The sequence below is a fragment of the Microbulbifer weihaiensis genome, from assembly GCF_048323715.1.
Lineage (GTDB): Bacteria > Pseudomonadota > Gammaproteobacteria > Pseudomonadales > Cellvibrionaceae > Microbulbifer.
Window position 1 is genome coordinate 138,149 of sequence record NZ_JBLWFL010000006.1, and the last position, 25,522, is coordinate 163,670.

18 protein-coding genes are annotated in these 25,522 nt (G+C 58.1%); 14 read left to right on the plus strand and 4 right to left on the minus strand.

Annotated elements, in window-relative coordinates; all coding sequences use genetic code 11:
• The first annotated feature begins 100 nt into the window (after positions 1-100).
• From fni to ACNKU7_RS08830, 7 genes are all read left to right on the plus strand, one after another.
• On the plus strand, positions 101-1,162 hold the full coding sequence (gene fni, locus ACNKU7_RS08800) for a type 2 isopentenyl-diphosphate Delta-isomerase (protein ID WP_418296599.1): 1,062 nt from the start codon (positions 101-103) through the stop codon (positions 1,160-1,162).
• A 27-nt stretch (positions 1,163-1,189) separates the two neighbouring features.
• Entirely contained in the window at positions 1,190-2,380 is a 1,191-nt protein-coding gene (gene crtY, locus ACNKU7_RS08805; protein WP_418296600.1) for a lycopene beta-cyclase CrtY, read from the plus strand.
• On the plus strand, positions 2,377-3,900 hold the full coding sequence (locus ACNKU7_RS08810) for a phytoene desaturase (RefSeq protein ID WP_418296601.1): 1,524 nt from the start codon (positions 2,377-2,379) through the stop codon (positions 3,898-3,900). Before crtY ends, ACNKU7_RS08810 begins: the two co-directional genes overlap by 4 nt.
• The gene (crtB, locus tag ACNKU7_RS08815; RefSeq protein ID WP_418296602.1) at positions 3,890-4,834 is read left to right on the plus strand and encodes a 15-cis-phytoene synthase CrtB; all 945 of its coding nucleotides are present in this window, start codon (positions 3,890-3,892) and stop codon (positions 4,832-4,834) included. Before ACNKU7_RS08810 ends, crtB begins: the two co-directional genes overlap by 11 nt.
• 13 nt (positions 4,835-4,847) lie before the next feature.
• Positions 4,848-5,882, plus strand: coding sequence for an amidohydrolase family protein (locus ACNKU7_RS08820; protein ID WP_418296603.1), 1,035 nt, complete (start codon positions 4,848-4,850; stop codon positions 5,880-5,882).
• A 125-nt stretch (positions 5,883-6,007) separates the two neighbouring features.
• A complete protein-coding gene (locus ACNKU7_RS08825) occupies positions 6,008-8,353 on the plus strand; it encodes a DNA polymerase II (RefSeq protein ID WP_418296604.1) in 2,346 nt (781 codons plus the stop codon).
• Between the two features lie 350 nt (positions 8,354-8,703).
• Complete coding sequence (locus ACNKU7_RS08830; RefSeq protein WP_418296605.1) at positions 8,704-10,248, plus strand: alpha/beta hydrolase-fold protein; 1,545 nt, start codon at positions 8,704-8,706, stop codon at positions 10,246-10,248.
• 112 nt (positions 10,249-10,360) lie between these two features.
• On the opposite strand, the gene ACNKU7_RS08835 is transcribed toward ACNKU7_RS08830, so the two are convergent.
• The gene (locus ACNKU7_RS08835; protein WP_418296606.1) at positions 10,361-11,299 is read right to left on the minus strand and encodes an SDR family oxidoreductase; all 939 of its coding nucleotides are present in this window, start codon (positions 11,297-11,299) and stop codon (positions 10,361-10,363) included.
• A gap of 173 nt (positions 11,300-11,472) precedes the next feature.
• On the opposite strand from ACNKU7_RS08835, the gene ACNKU7_RS08840 reads away from it, so the two are divergent.
• Both ACNKU7_RS08840 and ACNKU7_RS08845 read left to right on the plus strand, forming a co-directional pair.
• Positions 11,473-12,396 (plus strand): M14 family metallopeptidase, encoded by a 924-nt coding sequence (locus tag ACNKU7_RS08840; protein WP_418296607.1) that lies wholly within the window; start codon positions 11,473-11,475, stop codon positions 12,394-12,396.
• Between the two features lie 66 nt (positions 12,397-12,462).
• The gene (locus tag ACNKU7_RS08845) at positions 12,463-13,308 is read left to right on the plus strand and encodes a PA4780 family RIO1-like protein kinase (protein ID WP_418296608.1); all 846 of its coding nucleotides are present in this window, start codon (positions 12,463-12,465) and stop codon (positions 13,306-13,308) included.
• 86 nt (positions 13,309-13,394) lie between these two features.
• On the opposite strand, the gene ACNKU7_RS08850 is transcribed toward ACNKU7_RS08845, so the two are convergent.
• The 3 genes from ACNKU7_RS08850 to ACNKU7_RS08860 form a co-directional block, all read right to left on the minus strand.
• Positions 13,395-14,078, minus strand: coding sequence for a winged helix-turn-helix domain-containing protein (locus ACNKU7_RS08850; RefSeq protein ID WP_418296609.1), 684 nt, complete (start codon positions 14,076-14,078; stop codon positions 13,395-13,397).
• 401 nt (positions 14,079-14,479) lie between these two features.
• A complete protein-coding gene (locus tag ACNKU7_RS08855; protein ID WP_418296610.1) occupies positions 14,480-15,001 on the minus strand; it encodes a hypothetical protein in 522 nt (173 codons plus the stop codon).
• A gap of 285 nt (positions 15,002-15,286) precedes the next feature.
• A complete protein-coding gene (locus tag ACNKU7_RS08860) occupies positions 15,287-17,023 on the minus strand; it encodes an amidohydrolase (RefSeq protein WP_418296611.1) in 1,737 nt (578 codons plus the stop codon).
• A 475-nt stretch (positions 17,024-17,498) separates the two neighbouring features.
• Between ACNKU7_RS08860 and ACNKU7_RS08865 the strand changes: the two genes are divergently transcribed.
• From ACNKU7_RS08865 to ACNKU7_RS08885, 5 genes are all read left to right on the plus strand, one after another.
• A complete protein-coding gene (locus ACNKU7_RS08865; RefSeq protein ID WP_418296612.1) occupies positions 17,499-18,926 on the plus strand; it encodes a metal-dependent hydrolase family protein in 1,428 nt (475 codons plus the stop codon).
• A 52-nt stretch (positions 18,927-18,978) separates the two neighbouring features.
• On the plus strand, positions 18,979-20,514 hold the full coding sequence (locus ACNKU7_RS08870; protein WP_418296613.1) for an amidohydrolase family protein: 1,536 nt from the start codon (positions 18,979-18,981) through the stop codon (positions 20,512-20,514).
• Positions 20,515-20,948: 434 nt separating this feature from the next.
• Entirely contained in the window at positions 20,949-23,378 is a 2,430-nt protein-coding gene (locus tag ACNKU7_RS08875; protein WP_418296614.1) for a TonB-dependent receptor, read from the plus strand.
• Between the two features lie 47 nt (positions 23,379-23,425).
• A complete protein-coding gene (locus tag ACNKU7_RS08880) occupies positions 23,426-24,907 on the plus strand; it encodes a carotenoid oxygenase family protein (RefSeq protein WP_418296615.1) in 1,482 nt (493 codons plus the stop codon).
• A gap of 98 nt (positions 24,908-25,005) precedes the next feature.
• Positions 25,006-25,509: a hypothetical protein gene (locus ACNKU7_RS08885; protein WP_418296616.1), complete on the plus strand. Its 504-nt coding sequence runs from the start codon at positions 25,006-25,008 to the stop codon at positions 25,507-25,509.
• Positions 25,510-25,522: the final 13 nt, after the last annotated feature.

Consider the following 25,522-nt stretch of genomic DNA (forward strand, 5'->3'; position numbering starts at 1 on the left):
AGGTCTCGGTGCTTTGAGGTCTCGGTGGTTTGAGGTGTGGCCTCTTTCGATATCAACAATAAACAATGGAAGTTCAATGTATTCCCAGCGGGAGAGTTGCATGACCGATGACGGTTTGGTGAAACGCAAGAATGATCATCTCGACATCGTACTGGACGCGCGTCGGGCCAAGACTTCGACCCTTACGGGATTTGCCGATTATCGTTTCGCCCATTGCGCCTTGCCACAGTTGCACCTGGACGATATCGATCTCAGCACACGACTTTTCCAGAAACCACTGAAGGCGCCGCTATTGATCAGTTCGATGACCGGCGGTGCCGAGCGGGCCAAAACGATCAATCATCACCTGGCAGAAGCCGCCCAATACCTGGGTATCGCCCTGGCCATCGGTTCCCAGCGGGTCGCACTGCAGTCTGGCAGCGATCACGGTCTTACCAAGCAGTTACGACGCATCGCCCCGGATATCCCCCTGCTTGGCAATCTCGGCGCAGGCCAGCTACGGGAGCCCCAGGGGATCGAATGGGCCCTCCGGGCGGTAGATATGATCGAGGCGGATGCATTGATCGTCCACCTCAACCCGCTGCAGGAGGCGGTGCAGGAGGGCGGCGACCGGGACTGGCGTGGCGTGCTTCAGGCCATCGGTAACTTGGTCACATCGCTCGGGGTACCGGTGGTCGTTAAGGAAGTGGGTGCGGGTATCTCCCCCGATGTGGCCCGGGCGCTGGTGGAAGAAGGTGTGGCGATGATCGACGTGGCCGGCGCCGGCGGCACCAGCTGGGCAGCGGTGGAGGCGGAACGCACGACAGACGAGACTCAGCGCCGGGTCGGCATGGCCTTCGCCGGCTGGGGAATCCCCACGGCTCAGGCCATTCGGGCGGTACGCAAGACCCTGCCGGAGACGCCACTGATTGCTTCCGGCGGCATTCGCGATGGGGTGGACACCGCCAAGGCAATACGCCTGGGAGCGGACCTGGTGGGGCAGGCGGCGGCAGTGCTCGAGAGTGCCACCGAATCCAGTCAGACGGTGGTCGAGCACTTCGAGGTGGTCATCCAGCAGTTGCGTATCGCCTGTTTCTGTACCGGCAGCGCCGATCTGCAGGCCTTGCGTGCGGCGGTGCTGCTGGATGATCGCGGCGACCCTCTGGAAGACCCCCATGACTAGGTCTATCACCGGCAAGGGGTATTACGCATGAACGCGCCGGACTATGACCTGATTCTGGTGGGGGGCGGCCTGGCCAACGGCCTGATCGCCCTGCGCCTGCTACAGGCGCAGCCAGGGTTGCGTCTGCTGATGTTGGAAAGTGAAAGTCGCCCCGGTGGCCAGCACACCTGGTCGTTTCACGATGGCGATCTCTCCGCAGCCCAACATGCCTGGCTGGCGCCCCTGGTTGGCCGCCGCTGGAAGCAGCACCGGGTGATTTTCCCGCAGCGCGAGCGCCTGTTGAATGGAGGCTATGCCAGCATTTTTTCCCGGGATTTCGCCCGCGTTCTTGAAGAAGCCCTGGGCGACAGGCTGTGGACCGACACGCGCGTGGCCCGCCTTGCCCCGGACCGCGTGGAACTCGAGGATGGCCAGGTGCTGCACGCGAACGCGGTGATCGACGGCCGGGGTCCCGCCGACAGCGCGCATCTGACCCTGGGGTATCAGGCATTTCTCGGGCGGGAAGTGCGCCTGGACAAACCCCACGGCCTGGAAGAGCCGATCCTCATGGACGCCAGCGTGCCTCAGCAGGACGGCTACCGGTTCGTCTACGTGCTGCCGTTAAGCCGCGATACCCTGCTGATCGAGGATACCCACTATGTGGACCGGCCGGAGGTGGACGCGTCCCGGTTGCATGCGCATATCGACACCTATGCGCGGGATCGCGGCTGGCAGATCGTCGATACCCTGCGAGAGGAGAGTGGCGTATTGCCGATCACCCTGGCGGGCGATTTCGATGCCTTCTGGCAGGGCGCCCAGGGCCAGCCGCGAAGTGGCCTGCGCGCCGGTCTGTTCCACCCCACTACCGGTTACTCTCTGCCCCAGGCCATGGGTCTGGCGGAGTGCATCGCCGAGCTTGGAAATCTCGATGCGGCGTCGCTGTTCCAGGCCATCCATGCCTTCGCCGCGCGGGAATGGCGGCGTCAGGGCTACTTTCGCCTGCTCAATCGCATGCTGTTTCTGGCTGGCCGTCCGGAGCAACGGTGGCAGGTCATGCAGCGCTTTTACGGCCTGTCGGAACCGCTGATCGAACGGTTCTACGCCGGACACCTGACCCGGGCCGACAAGGCGCGCATATTGATAGGCAAGCCGCCGGTGCCCCTTGGCGAAGCGCTCAAGGCGGTGTGGCTGAATTCACCGCAAAAGATCGCATCCACTTCCTTTGGAATACGCGCATGACACGACTCCGACCCGGACCCGGACCCGGATCTCAACCCCAGCGTGCCCTGGTGATCGGCGCCGGCTTCGGCGGCCTGGCCCTGGCGATTCGCCTGCAGGCGGGCGGCTACCAGACCACTCTGCTGGAAAAGCGCGACAAGCCCGGTGGCCGCGCCTATGTCTATGAGGACAAGGGGTTTACCTTTGATGCCGGTCCCACGGTGATTACCGATCCCTCCGCGCTGGAAGAGCTTTTTAAACTGGCGGGCAAGGACCTGGCGGATTATGTCGAACTGCTGCCGGTCACGCCCTTTTACCGTCTCTGCTGGGAAGATGCCCCGGCCTTTGACTACGTCAACGATCAGGCCACCTTGGATCGACAGATCGCCGACCGCAATCCCCGGGACGTGGAGGGTTATCGACGGTTCCTGAACTACTCCAGGGCGGTGTTCGAGGAGGGCTATCGCAAGCTCGGTGCCGTGCCGTTTCTCTCGTTTCGCGACATGCTCGCCGCCGGGCCGCAACTGGCACGGCTTCAGGCCTGGAGCAGCGTCTATTCCATGGTGTCGAAATTCATTGAAGACCCGCACTTGCGCCAGGCTTTTTCCTTTCATTCCCTGCTGGTTGGGGGCAACCCTTTCGCCACCTCCTCGATCTACACGCTGATCCACGCGCTGGAGCGGGAGTGGGGCGTATGGTTTCCACGGGGCGGCACCGGTGCCCTGGTGCGGGGCCTGGTCCAGTTGTTCGAGAACCTCGGCGGCACCCTCGAACTGAACGCGGAAGTGGAACGCATCGAGACCACGGGGGATCGGGTGAACGGCGTGACCCTGAGGGATGGCCGGCATGTGCCGACGGATGCACTGGCCTCCAACGCGGACGTGATGCATACCTACAGCAAGCTGTTGAGCGGGCACTCCCGCGGCGCCCGCAAAAGCCGGGCCCTGGGCCGCAAGCGCTACAGTATGTCGCTGTTCGTGATCTATTTCGGCCTGGACAGGCCACCGCAAGGCCTGGAGCACCATACGGTGTGCTTCGGCCCGCGCTATCGGGAATTGATCGACGAGATCTTCAACGCGGACACCCTGGCGGAGGACTTCTCCCTCTATCTGCACTCTCCCTGCGTCACCGATCCGAGCCTGGCGCCGGAAGGCTGCAGCGCGCACTATGTCCTGGCGCCGGTGCCACACCTGGGCAAGGCGAATATCGACTGGGAAACCCAGGGTCCGATATACCGCGACCGCATCCTCGACTATCTCGAGCGTCACTACATTCCCGGGCTACGGGCGCATCTGGTGACCTGCCGGCACTTCACGCCCGTGGATTTTCGCGAGGAGCTCAACGCCCACCTGGGTTCCGCCTTCTCCCTTGAGCCGACGCTTACCCAGAGCGCCTGGTTCCGGCCCCATAACCGGGACGCCAGGATCGACAATTTCTATCTGGTGGGGGCCGGCACCCATCCCGGCGCCGGGGTACCCGGAGTGATCGGTTCCGCCAAGGCGACTGCCGGCCTGATGCTGGAGGGACTCAATGAGGGATAAGCTGGGACAGCACGCCGCGCAGACGATCGCCGCGGGCTCCAAGAGTTTCGCCACCGCCGCCAAGCTGTTCGATTCGGCCACTCGGCGCAGCGCCATGATGCTGTACGCCTGGTGCCGCCACTGCGACGACGTGATCGACGACCAGCAGCTGGGCTTTCCCGCGCAGGAAACTTATGAAGCTCACGAAACTGGGAGCGAAAGCAGCGAATCGCGCCTGAACGAGCTGCGAGACTTAACGCGTCGCGCTTATGCGGGGGAGCCCATGCAAAGTCCGGCCTTCGCCGCCTTTCAGGAGGTCGCGCTCCGCCACGGGATTCCCGAGCGCTATCCCCAGGCTCACCTGAACGGCTTCGCCATGGACGTCGCACAGCGGCGCTATGTCACCATCGACGATACCGTGGACTACTGCTATCACGTGGCCGGCGTGGTGGGCGTCATGATGGCCTGGGTCATGGGTGCGAGGGATGAGGCGACCCTGGATCGCGCCTGCGACCTGGGGCTGGCCTTCCAGCTGACCAATATCGCCCGCGACATCATCGAGGATGCACAGATCGGTCGCTGCTATCTGCCGGAACAGTGGCTGGAAGAAGCCGGCATTCCACGCCGGGAGATGACCGCACCACAGCATCGTGAGGCTCTGGCCGGTCTGGCCCGACAACTGATCGATCTGGCGGAACCCTACTATGACTCCGCACACGGTGGATTGTTGGCGTTGCCACCTCGCTGCGCCTGGGCCATCGCGACCGCCCGCGGCGTCTATCGGGAAATCGGGATCAAGGTGAAAGCGCACGGCGCTCGGGCCTGGGACTCGCGAATCTCGACCACCAAGGTGGAGAAGGCGCGCTTGCTGGGGCAGGGACTCGCTCAGGCAGTGGTATCCCGCTGGTACAGGCCGGCGCCAAGATCTGGCAGTCTCTGGCAGCGTCCAGCGTAAAGGTGGGCAGCAAGTGAATACACAAAAAAGTAAGATCCTGCAGCAAGGCGAGCGTTCGGACATCGCACTGCGAGATCATGACTTGTCATTTATCGGCACGGAAGAGACCTTTTCCACGCATGAGTTGATGGCGCTAAACGGCAATCAGTTTCTCGAGAATACTGGTCTTGCCGAAATCGGCCCGCGTCGTATTGCCGCAATGGATGAGGCGGGGATCAACGTTCAAATACTCTCCGCACATACGCCAGGTGTGCAGAATGTCCCGGGGCAGAAGGGCATCGATTTTGCGTATCGTCTCAATAAAATGCTTGTCGACGGATCGATGGCCACCTATCCGGGGCGGTTCCAGGCATTTGCAACCTTGCCGTTGCAAAATCCGGAGGCCTCAGCGGACGAGCTGGAACGTGCAGTTCGGGAAGATGGCTTTCTGGGATGCTTGACCAATGGAATCATCGGCAAGAAATTTCTCGATCATCCCGATTTTGAGCCCGTGCTGGCGCGTGCCGAAGCCCTGGATGTGCCGATATACATCCATCCAGGTTTGCCACCGGACGAAGTCTTCCAAATCTACTACAGCAATATGCGGCCGCAATATCAGGCGGAGTACCAGAACCAGGTGCTCAGCATCTCTGCCTATGGATGGCACCAGGAAGTCGTTACGCAATGCCTTCGAATGATCACGTCTGGGGTATTCGACCGATTTCCCAAACTACAGATCATTATCGGCCACATGGGAGAAGGCCTTCCGTTCTTCTATAAACGCATCGTGGAGAAGATGAGTGCAGTGACCAAAGACACCCTGGATAAGCCGTTCGAGCAATACTTTAAAGACAATTTCTGGTTTACAACCAGCGCATTCTTTCAAGATGAATTGCTCGATCTTTTGCTGAAGTACATCAGTGTGGATCGAGTGATGTTTGCAACCGACTACCCGTTTGCGAACATGAAGGAAGGAACAGATTGGTTTCGGGCCGTAGACCTGCCACGCGAGACTAAGGAAAAAATCGCGTTCCGAAACGCAGAAAAACTGTTCGGCATAAAGGTCTGACGCATCCGCCCCGCCCGGTGAACGATACGTCGACTCGCGACTACTGATATCTGTGTATTTATCCAGTAGAATGGCGCCCATCACCAAAACAACTCCCAATCCAAACCTCAACCCAGAACAGCATTTTGCCTCAAGGATTCCTCCTCACCCGCCACAGCTTTGACCAGCGCGGCAGCACCTGCATCCACTACTGGCTGGCCACGCCCGAGGGCCCGGTCAAGCTGGTTATTGAAGGCGAGCGCCCGGTGTTTATGGTGAAGGTCGCGGACCGCGCTCAGGTCGCCGAGGCTCTGGCCGGCGTGCCTTTCGATTGGCAGCAGCTGGGCTTCCAGACCTTTGGCCGCGAGGAAGCGGCCATGCTGTATTTTCCCACCATTGACGCCCACCGCCGGGCCCAGACTCTGATGCAAACTCGCGGCATCGAGGTGCTGGAAGGGGATTTTCGTCTCCACGACCGCTACCTGATGGAGCGCTTTGTTCGGGGTGGCCTCTACTTTGAAGGCGTGGCTCAAGCCAAAGACGGCTATACGGAATATCGCAACGTGCGCCTCAAGGGCGCCGAGGTGCAGCCGGATTTCAAGGTGGTTTCCCTGGATGTGGAGTGCTCCGGCCCGGGCGAGCTGTATTCCATCGGTCTCTACGGGCACGGCGTGGAAGAGGTGCTGATGGTGGGGCAGCCCGAGAGCGCTGACACCACCATCCACTGGGTGGATGACGAACGCGCGTTGCTCCAGGCACTGGAGGCCAGGATTCAATCCCTGGATCCGGACATCATCATCGGCTGGTCCGTGGTGGACTTTGATTTTCGTCTGCTGCTGAAACGGGCGGGGCGCTATGGCCTGCGCCTGAAGCTGGGGCGCGGCGGCACCGATGCTCGCTGGCGGGATGGCCGCGAAGGCAGCCAGGGTTTCGTGACGCTGCCGGGCCGGGTGGTACTGGACGGCATCGACGGACTGAAGAACGCCACCTACAGCTTTGAAAGCTTCAGCCTGGAGTTCGTGGCCCAGACGCTACTGGGTAGGGGCAAGGACACCGAAGACGTGGACAACCGCCTGGCCGCGATTGAGCACGACTTTCGCCATAACAAACCCAAGCTGGCTGCGTACAACCTGGAAGACTGCCGCCTGGTCTGGGATATCTTCCAGCACACCCGCTTGCTGGATTACCTGCGCCTGCGGGCCCAGCTCACGGGTCTGGAACTCGACCGTAGCGGCGGCTCGGTGGCAGCCTTTACCAACCTCTACCTGCCCAGGCTACACCGCAGCCGCTATGTGGCACCCAACCTGCCGGCTGACGGCGGCCTGGCCAGCCCGGGTGGCTATGTGATGGACTCCCGGCCGGGCCTGTACGACAACGTGCTGGTGCTGGATTTCAAGAGCCTGTATCCCAGCATTATCCGCACCTTCAAGATCGACCCGATGGGGTTGATTGAGGGATTGGCTGATGACAGTGCCATCCCAGGTTTTCGCGGCGCGCGCTTTTCCCGTGACAAGCATTTTCTGCCGGACATCATCACCAACCTCTGGGCCGAGCGCGACATCGCCAAGCAGGAGCAGGATGCCGCCCGCTCCCAGGCCATCAAGATCATCATGAACTCCTTCTACGGGGTACTCGGAAGTGGGGGCTGCCGTTTTTACGACACGCGCCTGGCCAGCTCCATCACCCTGCGCGGTCACGAGATCATGCAACAGACGGCCCGCTGGATTGAGGAGCTGGGTCACCAGGTCATCTACGGCGATACCGATTCCACGTTTGTCTGGCTGAGTGGCCAACCCAGCCCGGAAGAGGCCGATGCGATCGGCAAGGGCCTGGCGAGCGAGATCAATACGCGCTGGCAGGACAAGCTCAAAGATGAGCTGGCGCTGGCGTGCGAACTGGAGCTGGAATTCGAAACCCACTACCAGCGATTTTTGATGCCCACCATTCGCGGCTCGGAGGCCGGCTCCAAGAAGCGCTATGCGGGCCTGGTGGTGAAAGGGGGTGAGGAAAAGCTGGTATTCAAGGGCCTGGAAACGGTGCGCAGCGACTGGACGCCCCTGGCCAAGCAGTTCCAGACCCAGCTCTACGGCATGGTGTTTAAGGGTGTTGATCCGTCCGACTATATCCGCGAGACGGTGGAGAAAACCCAGGCCGGGGAGATGGACGAGCAGCTGGTATATCGCAAGCGGCTCCGGCGCAGGTTGGAGCAATACGTGAAAAACGTGCCGCCCCAGGTGCGCGCGGCGCGACTGGCCGATGACCTCCGCCGCCAGCAGGGGCTGGAACCCCGCTACCAGAACAAGGGTTGGATTCACTACGTGATCACCCTCAACGGCCCAGAGCCGGTGGATTACCGTCAGTCCCCGATCGATTACCAGCACTATATCGACAAGCAGTTGAAGCCCGTGGCCGATGCCATATTGCCCTTCATCGATCTGGATTTTGACAGCCTGGTGGATGGGCAGATGGGTCTGTTCGGGGTGCTTGATTGAGTGTCGGCTTGAGACGGGAAATAGCCAGTCGTTTATTCAATTCATCGGCGGCCCTTGAATTTATTGGGTGAATGAAAGAGTCGTTGCCTGTTCAAGCCCATTGGCAAAATAAAACCGTCAGACAAACCTGAATTTCATGCCTTCTTATTTGTCACCAGTAGAAAAACTGCTTCTCGCATAATGGTGCAGTTCACATTTTTCCCGCTATCCAGTACATTCGTTTGAATGTCTCCGAAACGAGATATCGCGCTCCTTTCCGTGTTTTTAGTCACTGGTGCAATTTTAAAAAAAATAATCGCGGGCCTTAATTAATAAGGCGCGATTGATTTTTCACTATATAGGAATTGAACATGAAGGCGATAACCTTTGTGGCTGTGGTAGTCCTGGCAATCGCCACACAGATCTGTTCAGCGGCAAGTGGGTATGGTGTGAACGTCTCGGTTTCCGTCGGGCCTGAGGTGGAGGAGGGGTTCGTGTCCAGTGGCAGGTTGTTTCTGTTTTTGAGCGAGAACCTGGAGAAGGAGCCTCGTACTGATCTGTGGCCTGTGTCTCCTCTGCGCAATCACATTTTTGCCCGCAATGTCACGGAGTGGGAAAAGGGAAGCCTGCAGGTTCTTGGTGCTGGTACCAAACTTCAGGGCACTGCTTCCTGGATGCTCGCAAATGTCCCGGCGGGCACATACAAAGTCCAGGTTCTCTGGGATCAGGATCTTGAGGAGTCACAGATAAATGCCCCGGGCAATCTCTACAGTACTGTTCAGGAAGTCAAAATTTCCGGGGATACAGCGCTGAAAGTCGATATTGACCAAATAGTTGCCGCGCACACGTTGTTGGAGCACGATCATGTAAAGTCGGTGGAGATAGAAAGCCGCTTGCTGTCTGAATGGTGGGACAGGCCGATGAAACTTAAGGCGTCAGTGCTGCTTCCGTCCAGTTATTACGAGAACCCCAGCAGGGCTTATCCGCTTCGGATCAATATCAGTGGGTATGGAGGGCGCTATACACGCGTAAATTACCTTTTGGAAAATGAAAAGTTCACCGACTGGTGGTTCCACAAGGACGCCCCGCAGGTGATCAACGTGTATTTAGATAGCGATGGGCCATTCGGTGACCACTATCAGCTTGATTCTGAGAACAGTGGCCCATATGGCGCGGCTCTGATTGAGGAGCTTATTCCCGCCATCGAGCGATCTTTCAGGACCAGAGAGGACGCAAACTATAGGTATGTCGATGGCTGCTCTACCGGGGGGTGGGTCTCGCTAGCGTTACAGATTTTTTATCCAGATCACTTTGGTGGTGTCTGGTCCTTCAGTCCAGACTCGGTTTCATTTGATCACTACCAGTTAGTGGATCTTTATAAAGACGATAATTTGTTTGTTAATGAGTGGGGGAATCTCCGTCCGGTTGCCAGGGATATTTATGGAGACCCTATGGTGACGGTTAAGGATTTCATCCGGTATGAAAACGTACTCGGATCGTCCAATACATATGTGAATTCCGGCTTCCAGTTCGGCGCCCATACGGCGTTGTACAGCCCCAAAGGTGAAGATGGTTTACCTGTGCCGATGTTTGATCCTCAAACTGGCGCCATCAACAAGCAGGTTGTAGAGGCTTGGAAAAAGTATGATCTCAAGCGTCATCTGGAAGCAAACTGGAGCTCTCTTGGGCCCAAGTTGCAGGGGAAAATCTATGTCTGGATGGGAGATATGGATCACTTTTACCTGAATCCGGCGGCTCGCAGCCTGAGTGAGTTCATGGCCGGTACCAGTGAGCCGCAATCGGATGCGAAATTTGTATTTGACGCAATGGAAGGGCACTGTACTAAATTCAGTGATAAGAAAGTTCTCGGAATGATCCAAGAGCGAGTCGACAAGCTAGACGCATCTTCATTGTAGCGAAGATATTTCTTCTCTCCGTATGAATTGATAACACTGAGAGTAAGTGATATGACCTCGCCCCCAGAGTCCCATCCAACTACAGGGTACCGGATTCTGGGGACTGTCGTTTTTACGACACGCGGCTGGTCCTCTCATCCGCAATCGCGCTCAGGCCTTGCCGAAAGGTGGTGACCTTGAAAACGGGGAACCGCGATTTGAATTTGTCCGAAACGAAGATGTTATCCGCCTTGTAGCGCGGCAGGAGTTCCGCCGCATCCCTCAGCGTTTTGTTGAACAAACCGGCCAGCCAGAGCTGCCAGCGTTTTAACACCGTATAGTTGTCTTCGACACCAAAAGTCCCGGCGGCAAGTTGAATGAACTGCCGGTAAGTCAGTCGGTTGTCGTCGCAGGGCAGGTGCCAGGTCTGCCCATAGGCATCGGGTGTATTGCCGAGCAGGGCCATGGCGCGGCTGGCGTCCGGTGTGTAGATCAGCGTGCGCAACACATCGTCACGCAGGAACACCTTCGCAGATTTGCCGGCTAACAGGTTGTCGACGACGGTCGCATTGGTAATGCTCTGGGTCTTTCCCGGCCCGTAGAACTCTGGCGCCCGGCAAATTATTGCCTGCACGCGGCCTTGCTCCATGGCATCAAGCAGTGCCTTGGTGATTTCACCGCGGACTTTGCCTTTCGCTCCACTCGGTTCAAATGGGGAATCTTCGGTCTGCGGCAGCTCGGTTTGCGGATACATATAGGTGTTGTCGAAGTACACCAGCTTGGCACTATGGGCCGCGCAGGCTTCAATCACATTGCGCATCAGGATGGGCCACTGTTCCACCCAGAGCTGGGTATCCATGGGCAGTCCGGCAGTCAGGTATACAATCTGTGAACCCTCGACGGCCTGCAGTGTCTGCTCGGCATCCAGCAAGTCGGCGCTGAGTAATTCATCCGTTTCATTGACCTTTTGCGGCCGGCGGCTGACCAGGCGGATATCGCTGGTGAAGTCACGCTTCAGGTGCAGGGCCAACTCACGCCCGATTTGTCCGCTTGCGCCCAGTATTGTTTGCATCTGTCTGGCTCCCCGTCTGTACGGGGTGAACTGTAACCTTAAAGTTGAGCGTAAGGCCAACGGACGGCGGGTGACGTTTTGGTCAGTTTGCGCTGGTCTCGCGCTCTATCCGCTATGTCTCGCCCGGGTGCTAGAATGGCCGCTTTCTCGCTCATCACCGGAGAACAAGCGACATGAACACCGCCCCCGCATTCTATCCAATCGGTACCCCTGGCACGCCCTGGGGCGATGCGGAACGCAACCAATGGCTGTCCCAGCAGACCCGTCACCGCAGCTACGAGGCTGAGGTGGTAAGCAAGATCGAGCGCCTGCATGATCGCTTCGACCTGGAAGAGTACGGCCGGTTGGAGTACGGCGAGCAAAGCTTCCCGCTGCTGGCGATCCGCAGCCGCGACTGGAATGACGATCTGCCGGTGATGCTGGTGACGGGTGGGGTGCACGGCTACGAGACCAGCGGTGTACACGGTGCGCTTCAGTTCGTGGATCAGCATGCGGCGGACTACGCCGGCCGCGCCAACCTGCTCGTGGCGCCCTGTATCAGTCCCTGGGGTTATGAGCGCATCCACCGCTGGAACCCGAACGCCATCGACCCGAACCGCTCGTTCTACGACAACAGTCCGGCGGAAGAGTCGGCGGCGCTGATGCGACTGGTGGCGCCGGTGGTTGATCGCGTAGTGATGCATATCGATCTGCACGAGACCACCGATACCGACGAAACCGAGTTCCGTCCCGCACTGGCCGCCCGCGACGGCAAGCCGTTCACGCCCGGCGGCATTCCCGATGGCTTCTACCTGGTGGACGACAGCGAGAGCCCGCAGCCGAAATTCCAGCAGGCGGTGATCGCGGCGGTGGAGAAGGTCACCCACATTGCCCCGGCCGACGACAACAACGAGATCATCGGCTCGCCGGTGGTCGCGCGCGGTGTTATCGAGTATCCGCTTAAAAAGCTCGGCCTGTGCGCCAGTGTCACCAACGCCAACTACAAAACCACCACCGAGGTTTACCCGGACAGCCCCCGTGCCACACCGGCACAGTGCAATACTGCGCAGGCCGTTGCCGTATGTGCAGCGATCGATTACGCGCTGGCGCACAGCTAACAGGGACAAGCAATCCGCGGCGGTGCGGCCGGAAGGTCGCATCCGCCGACGATCAAAAGAAGATCTATGAAAGTACCCAAGAGATTACAACCGCTGGTCGATGACGGCATGATCGACGAGGTTATGGCGCAGTTAATGAGCGGTAAGGAAGCGCAGGTGTATGTGGTGCGCTGCGGCGATAGCATGCGCTGCGCCAAGGTCTTCAAGGAGGCCAGGCAGCGCAGCTTCAAGCAGGCGGTGCAGTACCAGGAAGGCCGCAAGATGCGCAACAGCCGCCGAGCGCGGGCGATGTCGAAGAAGACCCGCTACGGCCAGAAAGAGCAGGAGCAGGCGTGGCTGAGTGCCGAGGTCGATGCGCTGTATCGGCTGGCAGCGGCCGGCGTGCGCGTCCCCGAGCCCTATGGCTTCGTCGACGGTGTCTTGCTGATGGAGCTGGTGGCCGATGATGAGGGCTACGCGGCCCCGCGACTGGATGACGTCACGCTGACTGCGGAACAGGCCCGCGAGTATCACGGCCAGGTGATGGCCGATGTCGTGCGCATGTTGTGTGCGGGCCTGGTACACGGCGACCTTTCCGAGTTTAACGTGCTGCTGGACCGCCACGGCCCGGTGATCATCGATTTGCCCCAGGCGGTGGATGCAGCCGGCAACAACAACGCCGCCATGATGCTGCAGCGCGATGTCGACAACATGCGCAACTATTTCGGCCGCTTTGCCCCTGAGCTTTTGAAAACCGATTACGGCAGGGAAATCTGGGCGCTGTATGAGGTGGGTGAACTGCACCCGGAAATTAACCTTACCGGGGTTTTCGAACATGACACGACCAGCGTCGACGTCGCGGACCTGATGGCCGTCATCGATGATGTTCGCGAAGAACAGGCCGAGCGCATGGCACCGGCCTGGGAAGAGTAGGGCGACGATTGGCTCTGGTAAGGCTGATGCCAGCCATGACTATCAATGCGTTCTGTAAGGCGAATGGAATCAATGCCTGAGCAAATTTAGGCTTTAGTTTGATTGAGAGCTTGTAATGCCAAAATCGTAATCTGATCTGACGCAATGAATACGATGGTGACAGGCAACTTCGCGTCTGCCTCTGGGGGCGCGGTGGGGGATCTTTCCTCAATAGGTAGTGCCAGCAGCACAAGCAGTGCAGAAAGCAGAGCCAGGACCAGAACTACCAGAACGGACAGGATGGTGGGCGGCAGCAGGCGTCCCGGCCAATGGGGAAGGGGCTGCGTGTGCTCATGCGACATCGAGATCGCAACTGGAAGGCAGTCGCCTCCAGGCGGTGGATCCGCGGGCTTTACTACGGCGTTCAACTGGTAACCGCGCTTGGGCACGGTGGTGACCAGGCCGCGGTAGCCGCTCTCGCCACCGGCACTGGCCAGTTGCTGGCGCAACTGGTAGATACACTGGGTCAGTGCTTGGCCATAAGTCTGGCCGCCCGGCCAGCATGTGTTTAGCAGTTGCTCGCGGGTGTGCAGCGTACCGGGTTCGCTAGCGAGCGTCTGCAGCACCGACATCACCCGCGGTTCCAGCCGGACTTCGCCGCCGCGGCCACGTACTACGCCCGTGGCCGGATCCACATACAGATCGGAGAGACAGAAGGCCGCCCGGGTCGATGCCGGGGTACCGGTACTTCCCTCCGGCTGTAGGTGCAGCACATTTTCGGAGCGTCCCATCCTGGTGACTTCCCTGCAATCAAACCGGCTTCTCGAGCCATTCCAACCACAAAGAGCCCTCGGCAGGGCTATGCCTCTAGCTCTGCCAGGCGGTCGTAGCCCTACTTAACTTCGTCGCAGAAGCGTCAGGGCCATTCGACCCTGGCAGGCAGTCGTCGAACCGACAGAAGTTAGACCTCGCATGGCGGATACGCAAGTGGCTGGCGTAAAGCGTGGAAGAGGTCGCGATGATCGATGCGTCCGGCCTGCCCAGGTTGGTACAAATGTGGGTATTGAGGACTTTTGGGGGAGAGCGCCGCTGATCGCAGGATAACCGCGCCCTCGTGCCGGAAAATTCCGCTGTGATTAGACGGGCTCCAGAATATACGGAGCCGCCGCTGGGCGGCAGGCCCGCATACACCTCAATCGTTGACTGAGAATCGGGAGCCTTCGAACTTGGGGCAGACTTTGATGCCGACTTCGTCACCGCTCAAGTCGTAGTTTGTCACCTCGCCTAATCCGAGGTAGGTCGTGCCATCCGCGCTGATGTTCACGACGCTCCGGATGATGGTGTGGCCAATGCGCGAGCCATCAGGGGTGCTATTCGTAGGATCCGTATCGAAGCGGAAATACTTGGCGGTCCACTGATAATCACCGCCTCCCAGGTATTTCCAGACCATCATGTGTGCTGACGTTGCCGCCGGGTTCGTGCCCGGGACTATTTGACCGGTGCCGCCCGCTTCAAACTTGTGCTCCCCTGGGAATGGAGGCACTGGAAATGGCAGGCCGGTGGTGCAATTGGTAATACTGATAGTGACGTCCCAGAGTCCCACGATTCGCCTGGCGTTTTCAGCACCTTCCTGTGCGAATGCAGAGGCCTGGGTGAGTAGCGAGCCAGCCAGCAGGGCGCCGGTACAGGTAATGGTCTTGAGCGTGTGCTTCATCGGAATTCCTCGCAGGAGTTCGGTCCCGGGGCGGGCGCCCGGGAAGCCGTAATAATGAACTCTCGCTGATACCGTCGGGTTTTACATAAGGAAGGCCTCAGTTTTTTCTCAGGAAAACTATTCCTGATGTAATTCAACAAATCGTGGATAGCATTCGAGGGCTGGTAGGGTGGTTGTCACGACAGCCCCGCCTATGTAACTAAGAGCCGGAAGCGTTGAGCACAGCCGTATACCGCTGTTGGCCGGGCAGTAGGCGTAAGCGGAGGGTTCTTGGGCAATTGGGCGTCAGTCGCCATGCCGGTGCAGGATGGCTCCCACCAGTCGATCGATTGTCGCCTCCCGAATCGCTTCATCGCCGGCGTTGATTGACGTAGTAGATTTGGGCTGCGGTGCGGTCGATCGCGGGGCAGGGCCGACAGGCTGCAGGCGCCCTTCGAGCATCGTGCCCCACACCTTGATGTCTTTAAGCTTTTCCGGCGCAACCTCGTATGGGCTTTGCATAAGCACGGTCAGGTTTGCGTCTTTGCCCACTTCGATGGAGCCGACCCGTTTTTCCATCTGGATTGAGTAAGCGGCGTCGATGGTGATCGCTTTGAGTGCGTCGTCGAGTGGAACCCGGTGCTGCGGCCCGGCTACCGGACCTTCCGCGGTATTGCGATTCACCGCCGCCCACACCAGCTGCATCGGTTTGGCCGGTGCCATCGGCATGTCGGAATGGAAGGACAGCGAGCCACCATTTTTCAAAACGTCTTGGTGCGGCACCATGTTGGCGGCTCTTTCCGGCCCGATACCAAGCTTTGCATAGCGCCCGGCGAGCGCCGTAACGTAATAGGGATTCGAACTCACAATGCCACCGAGTTCTATCCAGCGTTTGATCTGGTCGGCTTGCGCAAAGCCGAAATGCACGAGCACCGTACGGTGGTCCTTGCGTGGCTTGCGCGCCATGGCTTTTTCAAGTTCTCCGAGCAATACATCGAGGCCCGCGTCGCCGTTATTGTGCACGTGGATCTGGTAGTCGGCGTCCCAGTACGTCTGGAACATGAATCCGAATGCCGGGGGGTCGATGATCCAGGCACCATGGTGGCCGTCGGTGTAGCCGTCTTTCATCTGCATCAACTGGCTGTAAATTGCACCATCGGTGAAGAGTTTCACCTGTTGGGGCAGGTACCAGGTGCGGCCACTGCCCCAGTTCTCAACCTTGCGTGTTTCAGCGAGCAGGCTATTTGGGTCGTCTGGCTTTATTGCATAGAAGCTCTTGCCGTCACCGATAAAGCAGTGGTTGAACGGCGTGGCATCATCCGAGTACACCGCGTTGACCGCATCCTGCAACTTTTTCGACAGGAACCCACCCGGCTCGCAAGCGAGGGTGATGCCGTTGCGATGGTAATAGTCCTCGGTGTATTCGAGTCCGCGCCGGAATTGCTCTGTGGAGGCAAGGTAAGGGGTGAGCTTCGGGAGGATTCCAATCACCCCTTGTTCGTAGAAATGCCCCTTGCTTAGATCGATCATCGACTTGGCGCTCGACCCGAGACCGGATACGTAGGCCTCGTCGATACTCGTCAGCTCGAGAGCGGCGGTATTCAGGTAAAACTCGTGCTGCGACCGGTGCCAAACGAAAACTGGAAAATCTGGTGCCAGCTCGTCGAGTAAGGTACGCGACATCTCGCCGTGAAAGTAGTGATGATAACCCCAGGTGATAAACGGCTTGTTCTTGTCCTTGTGCGCACCGAGCGCCTTCTTCAGGCGCGCCCGGTAACCCTTTTCGTCGCGTACGGCGAGGGAGAACCCGTCGATGGTGTCCCAGTCCTCAATTGAAATGACCTTCATGTTCATCGCCAGAGCCGCGAGAACCGGGTGAACGTGTTGCTCGACAAAGCCTGGCATCACAACCTTGTCGTTGAATGATTTATCGAGGCGCGCGTTCTTGCCAACTTGTGCGCTGACTTCATCACGGGTGCCGACCGCGACGAACTTGCCGTCGCGCACTGCGATGGCTTCGGCTTTCGGTCGCTTAGGATCCATGGTGATGAATTCACGGGCCGTGTAGATCACTGTTTGTGTTGATTGCTCGGCAAGAGGGTCGAGGTCCTGTAACCGGATTGCCTGAGACCACGTCATGGCGGGGAAAGCGAGCAGGAGCGTGGACGCTACTGTCGGTAGTTTTGCAAAAAAGGACATATTTCCTCCTGAATCGGACACAGGGTCTTCACGACAATTCTCAATCGGTATCTCGGTCCAGTTCGTGTGGTGCCTGACAAGCTTAGCTGAGCCGAGGCAAGGAAACGCCTACGCGAAGCCCTCACGAGGCCTTCACGTTAGTTAGAGCAATTGGGGCTCTGTAATAACAGGAGAAAATAAATGGAACCGGATCAAGGTTATGGCATTAATTCGATTGAAAACAATCAATATGAAGAGTTTGATCTGGTGCTGGCAATTTCCAGTGGGGAATTCATATAGCGCAAATATGCACTAGCCTTGTGACTTGGCGATGAACGTAATGGGTATATCACTGGGGCGCATGGATGTATCCGCCGCGGTGATCGCTACCTTTCCTTACTCCATGCATCGCCGCAAAAAAGGAGTGGCATCTGCCATGAAGGTGATCCAATCAGTCACGGCGGCGCTGATTTTAAGCTTGACGTTTTGCGCCGCGACCATGGCTCAGGAAAGCAAACCGAAGCTCGTTGTACTCATTACCAACACACGCATCTTTGACGGCGAGAACGAGAAGCTCGCCGACGGCATGAGTGTGCTGGTCGAGGGCAACAAGATCAGCCAGATCGCCAAATCCATCCCCGCGCCGGCGGGGGCAACGGTGATCGATACCAACGGCAAGGTGCTGATGCCGGGGCTATCGGATATGCACTGGCACGTGATGTTCAATGCGCCGGCGATGCCCGTCCTGCTTACTGCCGACATCGGCTACCTCACCTTGCTCGCTGCCCAGTCAGCACATGACGATCTGATGCGCGGCTTCACCACCGTGCGTGATGTAGGTGGCAATTCCTTCGCCGTGAAGCGCGCGATCGACGAGGGGCTGATACCGGGGCCGCGGATCTACCCATCCGGCCCCATGATCAGCCAGAGCTCTGGACATTCGGACAACCGCCCGCGCAACGAACCGGGGCATGAGACCTATCTGGAAAAGAACCACATGCTGGCGGTCGCCGACGGGGTGCCCGAGGTGATGACTGCCGTGCGCCGCAATCTGCGCATGGGCGCGACCCAGATCAAGCTCGCCGCCGGTGGCGGTGTCTCGTCCGACTACGATCCCCTTGATGTGACGGAGTACACCTTCGAGGAGCTGAAAGCCGCGGTGGATGTGGCCAGGACCTGGAACACCTATGTGGCGGTTCACGTCAATACGGATGCTGCGGTGCGCCAGGCGATTGCGGCCGGCGTGATATCGATCGAGCACGGTTTCCTGATGGAAGAGGGAACGCTGAAATTGATGGCGGATAAGGGCGTGTGGTTCAGCATGCAGCCGCTGTTGAACGACGAAGATGCCATCTATTTTCCTCCCGGTTCCGCCAATGAGGCCAAGTGGATCGAGGTGACCGATGGCACCGACAAGGTGATCAAGCTGGCGAAGAAATACGGGGTCAAGACGGCCTTCGGCACCGACGTGTTGTTTGATCCCGCCCTTGGCAAAAAGCACGGCAAGCTGCTGGCCAAGCTCAAACGTTGGTACACACCCTACGAGGCCCTCAAGATGGCCACGTACGATAACGCCCAATTGGTCAAACTGTGCGGGCCACGCGACCCGTATCCCGGCGAGATCGGCGTGGTGAAGGAGGGCGCCCTCGCGGACCTGCTTCTTGTGGATGGCAATCCACTGGAGAATCTCGACCTCGTTGCAGACCCGGACAAAAACTTCGTATTGATCATGAAGGACGGAGTGATCTACAAGAACACCATCAATTAAATACATGGGTTTTTGACGGGGGCGACGACACTTAAACACTGGAGATTCGATAATGAATCGCTTTTATAGACGTTTGATTTCAGCCTTCCTGTTACAGGTTCTGGCAGCGCCCCTGATGGCCGCTGACTACGACCTTGTCATCAACAACGGCCGGGTGATGGACCCGGAGACCAAGCTCGATGCCGTCCGAAACGTGGGTATCAAGAACGGTATTATCACCAAGATTTCGCAAGAAAAACTCAGCGGCAAGGAAGTCATTGACGCAAAGAATCATGTCGTTGCACCGGGTTTCATTGATACGCATTTCCACGGTATGGACGCCTTCGGAATGAAGCTGATGGCCCGCGACGGGGTGACGACGGCCCTGGAACTCGAAATCGGCGCATATCCGGTCGAGGATTTCTACAACTGGAAAGCGGGGAAATCACAGCTGAATTATGGCGCGTCCGTCGGTCATGCGGCGATCAGGCTCGGTGTGCCGCTAAAGCTCGACCCCAAGGGCGACATCCTGTATTCCGGTTTCCTGAAAGAGGCCATACATGATGGAGGCAGCGAATGGAATACGAAACCGGTTAACAGCGCACAGAAGAAGGAGATCCTCGACAAGATCGAGGACGGGCTGAAGCAGGGTGGCCTCGGCATCGGTTTCCCCATCGGTTACTACACCGTGGTCGGCGCCGACGACGTGATGCAAGCGGCAGCACTCGCCCGCAAGTACAATCAGTTCATTACCTCCCATGTTCGCTATCTCTCCCAGGTACCGCCGAGCGGCTATATCGGTCTGGAGGAAATGCTCACGGTTGCCTCGATCAACAAGGTGCCATTCCTGATGCACCACCTTCCGAGCAACTGCCTCGGTAAAACAACGCCATGTATCGAGCTCCTGCGGGCAGCGCGGGAGATTGGACTGAATGTTGCCGCAGAATTTTACCCTTATACCTTCGCGTCATCGATCGTCGGAGCGGACTACCTTGCCGAGGGCTTCGAGGATCGTATAGGAATGGATGTCAGCAAGATCATCAATATCGCAACGCAAAAGCCACTGACCACGGAAGATATGGCCAAATTACGCAAGGAAGCCCCGGACACACAGATCATTTTCTACAGCATGACCGATGAGCAGATGATGGCGTCATTCCGGGAACCTGGCTTATGGGTGGGCAGTGACAATATGCCTTTTGTGGCGACAGGTAGCGAGCCAATCTCCTGGGACACGCCCTACGGGCAGGGCAGTGCACACCCTCGCGCCGCAGGTACGCATGCGCGTGTGTTGCGCCTCAACCGGGAGAAAAATATTGTCCCGATGATGGAGGCGATAGCAAAGCTCTCCTATCACCAGGCCAAGTGGTTGGAGCCTATGGTGCCCGATATGCGCAAGCGGGGACGGATCCAGGAAGGTGCCGTTGCCGATATCACGATCTTTGACCCGCAGAAGGTCACAGACAACGCGGACTGGGCACCGGGTAAGAACTCTCTTCCGTCCACGGGGATTCCCTATGTGATCGTCAATGGCACCGTAGTGGTGAACGACTCCAAGGTACAGAAGGTCTTCCCGGGGCAACCGATCCGCAACGCTATCGTGAAGTAGCGGGAGGGCCGCACGTGAAGCCCGCTGACGGCTTGTGCGTACTGACCGAGGGCTTTGACGCTACGGCATAACCGTGATTATGGGTATGACAATGTGTTTGTGCGCTATGACGCGCAATTAGCCACGTTCCCGCTGGGATTATTCGCAGCCCGTGTGCCGTCGATATTCCCCATGGCGCGGGACTGCACTGTCAACGCGTCAAACACCGGTAGCACGCGTGGGTCGAGTGCATCCTCCCATCGGATGTAGTCTTATCTGGATGCGGGGAATGGCATCAATAAAAAACAGTCAGAATTGTTTGTTAGTGTTTTTCGTCTTTGTTATTGTTGGCAGGTGATGCTGCCTGCATTGCGGCACCTGATGAGAGTAAGCGGGGTTCAGGGACTTACCCGCGATAACTATAAATAGCCACTTGCCTCGAAGGAATGACAATAATGAAGCGATACGTTGCACCGATCAGCTGTGTCCTGCTCGCCAACCCTATAGCCTCCGCGATTGCACAAAACACCCAATTCGATGCGGAGAGAAGCATCGAGCACATCACTGTTACCGCCACCAAGCGCGAAGAAAGCATCCAGGAAGTGCCGATATCCATCGCCGCCTTCGACAAAAACTTCTTCAGGGATTCCGGCGAGACAAATTTTAACGCGCTGGAGCAATACACCCCGGGCCTGAAAATCCAGTCCGGCCCGGATTCCAGAACCACATCCCTGCGTATACGCGGTATCGGCTCCGCGGGCTCCAATGCCGGTATTGACCCCAGCGTCGGGGTTTTCATTGATGGCGTGTACCAGGGCCGCGCCGGCATGAATATTAGCGAGCTGGTGGATATCGAGCGGGTGGAAGTGCTCAGGGGCCCCCAGGGTACCCTGTACGGCAAGAACACTGCGGCCGGTGCCATTAATGTGATTACTTCCAGGCCGTCTGCGGAGTTTGCCGCCGAAGCGGACCTGGCCTTTGACAACAATAACCGCAAAGAGCTGCGCTCGATGGTGAACCTGCCGCTCGGCGATTCTGGCAACGCCATGCGCATGAGCGCGTTCGCGATCAACGGCGACCACCTGTATACCAACGCCTACACCGGTGAAGGGGTCAACGATGCGGATAAGTGGGGGCTGAAAACCCGCTTCCTGTTCAATTTCGAAGACAGCGAATTGCTCATCAATGCGGATTTCTCCAAGGAAAACACCGACTGTTGCGCAATGGCGGTGATCGATTACAACGGCGTATCGCCGATCATGATCGGCACCCCAATGACCAACAACCCCTCGGCCATGCTGCCGGGGCTGCCTTACGCTGCGCTGGAAACGGCGCCGGGCAGCATTGGCGCGCCACCGCAGGCCGACCCCTTTGGCGATGATTACTGGTTCAATGACGAGCTGGGCAATGAGGTCGAAGTAGGGGGAATATCTGCCGAGTGGAACTACCAGGCTCCGGATTCCCACAGCGTCACCTTTATCAATGCCGTCAGGACTTACTCGTCCAACAGCAGTTACGATGGCGACTTCACCGCCTACGATGCGGCCTCGGCGGCAACCACCGAAGAGGACCTGAAGCAGTTTTCCACCGAGCTGCGGGTAGCCTCGCTGGGCAGTAACACGCTGGACTATCAGGTGGGCCTGTACGGTTACTACTCCGACTTCGAAACCGAAGGCAGCCTGGGCATGAACGAGACGATCCTGCTCAATTCGCCCCCGCTGCAAACGGGCTTGCCGCCGCTTTCTGCGATCCTCGGCAGCCGTTCGCAGAATATTGATGTGAACGAGTTTTCCACCAGTGCCGTCGCGATTTTCGGTCAGGTGGCGTGGAACCTCAGCGACCAGCTGAGTGCGACCCTTGGCTTGCGTGTAACCCAGGAAACCAAGGAACGCACCGGCTCCCAGCGTACCCTGCGCACGCCAGTTCCGGGTCTGCCACCGGAGTCGCTGCCCCCGTTCCAGTATCTGCCGTTTGATCTGGCACCTATTGCCGGGGCTGACGTCGACTTTGACCAGAAGCGCAGCGACAGCAACGTCTCGCCGTCGTTCAACCTGCGTTATTTCATCAACGATGACCTGATGGCGTATGCCAGCGTGAGCAAGGGGTTCAAGTCCGGCGGTTTTGACCAGCGGCGCGTGCCCGTGCAGGTGTTCGGCCGAATCAACGGTGGCAATGACAGCGCCGGCGAGTTCGATGAAGAGGAGGCGACCAGCTATGAGCTGGGCTGGAAGAGCGCGCTGCTGAACAACCGCCTGACTTTCAACGGCACCTTCTACTTCGTTGACTATGACAACTTCCAGGCGCAGGCCTTCGACGGTGCAAGCACCACCGTCACCAATGCCGGTGCGCTGGAAAGCTACGGGTCGGAAATGGACATCCTGTTCGCTGCCAGTGAGTCCCTCACCCTGGGTACGGCGATTGGCTACAACAAGGCGGAGTACAAGGAGTTCGACAATGGCCAGTGTACTGCCATGGATTCCCTGTTCTGGTCGCTGGCCAACCCCACCGCGCCCTGCGTGGCCGACCTGGCCGGGCAAACCCTGGATAATGCACCGGAGTGGACTTACAGCTCCTTTGCCCAGTACGAGCAGCCCCTGTCTTCAGACCTGCAGGTGATCGCCCGCCTCGAGCATAACTTCGTGGACAGTCACTATCTCGACCAGGATCTGGACCGCAACCTGTTCAATGATTCGGTGGATCTGGTCAACCTGCGCCTGACCCTGAGCAACCTCGACCGCAGCTGGGAGGTGGTAGCGTGGGGTAAAAACCTGCTGGATGAGGAATACTTCCTGATGGGCATCGACATTCCCACCATTGGTGGCTACGCCGGTGTTGTAGCGCCTAGAGCCAGCTACGGACTTACTCTGCGCCGCAGCTTCAATTAAGCATCAGGATAAGTCGCGAGTCGCGTGTGGAATAAATGGAGAGCATTATGACCATTGCAGAAATCACCCGGGAAAACCTGCAGGCCCCAACGATCAAGGGTAATTTTGAGGCGCAGGAAAACGAGTACGACTACTGGGTGACTGACATCGAGGGGAAGGTGCCCGGTGACCTCACCGGTACCTTCTTCCGCAACGGCCCTGGTCGCCTGAAACTTGGGGGCGAGGTAGTCGGGCACTGGTTCGATGGCGATGGCATGATCGCGCGCACCACCTTCACCGGGGGCAAGGTGCACTTCTCCAATCGATTTATCCGCACGCCCAAATACGTGGATGAAACCGAAGCCGGTAAGTTTCTGTACCGGGGCTTTGGCGGCGCGCCGAAGGGCAATTTTTTCAAACGCTTCGCGCCGCCTGCCAACCCGGCCAATACCGGCCTGATCCTCCACGGCGGCAAGTTCCTGGCCCTGAACGAGGGTGGGCGACCGTTCGCCGTCGACCCCGCCACCCTCGAAACCTACGGCGAGTTCAACTACGACGACAGCCTCACAAAGACCAATGTGTTCAGCGCGCATGGCAAGATCAACCCGAAAACCGGTTACTATTACAACTTTGGCCTGTGCTTCGATATCGGCTGGGGCGGGATAAAACCGGGTTTTGAGCTGTATAAAATCGACCCGAGCGGGCACATGGTGGGCCGTGCCCGCTTCGCGCTGGATCATATGCCGTTGCTGCACGACTTTGCGATGACGGAGAACTACGCCATTTTTATCCAGTCGTCGGTGTCCATGCAGGGCAATATCCTGATGACCATGCTGAAGAATGGGTCGTTTGCCGACCTGATGCTGTACGACAAGCAGCTCACCAACAAGATCCTCATTGTCGACCTGCACAGCCTGACGCTGGTCGATACCATCGAGATCGATCCCATTGCCTGCCTGCACTTCGGCAATGCCTATGAAAAAAATGGGGAAATCCACTTCGACCTGATGGAGACGAAGGAGGGCGGCTTCGCCACCCCGGATCACAAGATCGAACCCCTGGATCTGTTCTCTGAAGATGTGAATTTCCGCTCCGGCGCCGCCCGCTACAAGCGCTGTGTCATCAACCTGAAGAGCCGGCGCTTCCAGAGCGAATACATTGACGGCGCGCTGGAAGGCGAATTTCCCCAGTGGGACTGGACCCGCACCACCTCGGAAAACCGCTACGCTCTGGCCACAGGGTATACCGGAGAAGGCCCCAAGACCTACTTCAACGCGATACAGAAAATCGACCGCAATACCGGAAAGGTGGAAGTCCATGACTTCGGCAGCTACCGCTTCAATGGTGAACCACTAATGGTGGCGAAGCCGGACACCGACGCGGAGGACGATTTCTACTGCCTGTGCTATGTCTACAATGGCAATACCGACAAGTCTGAAGTGGTCGTGATTGACAGCCGGCGTTTTGAAGAACCCGTCGCCACCATCAAGCTCGACTTCCATATTCCGCAGGGCTTCCATGGCATGTTTAGCCCAAAAGTATTCTTGTAAAGCGCCATATCGGATTGCCGGCGTGGCTGCCCGTGCGTTAGTGTGTAAGCGTGCGGCCGCATCCTAAGCATTTCCCAATTTCTCCGTGCGGAGGCCCTATGAAAGGGACAGCAGTAGTTCTGGCCGCATTATTATCTTTGCCGGGTATCCTGGCCGCAGAGGAAACCTATATTCTTTTCGATATCGAAGTTAGCGGATATCGAGATGATGACCCGGTTTGGTTGGCGGTTGAGGGGCCTGACGGGCTCACGCACTGGAGAGTTGAGAAGTATATTTTTGCGATTTCTCCCGGGAAATATAGAGTCGATCATGTTGATTTTCATGAATCGATAAGGTTTAGGCATGGGACTTTGCATATTGGGGAGGGGGAATCGATAACGTTTGATGTCCGATCCGGTTTCATCAATTTTCTAGGTACGTTACTCGTGGAAAAAAAGAAGCGGCAAGGCCTTGAGATGAGGTTCAAAGCTGATGAGTCATTGGTGAGGCTGGGCTGCCAGCTCAATCCGGCAGTTTTTTCTGAATTAAAGGTCGTTGTGGCTCTGTTGCCTGATCAGCCTCATGAGTATGAGGTGGATTGCACTGATCTGGCATCTGAATAATCGGTGATGTGGT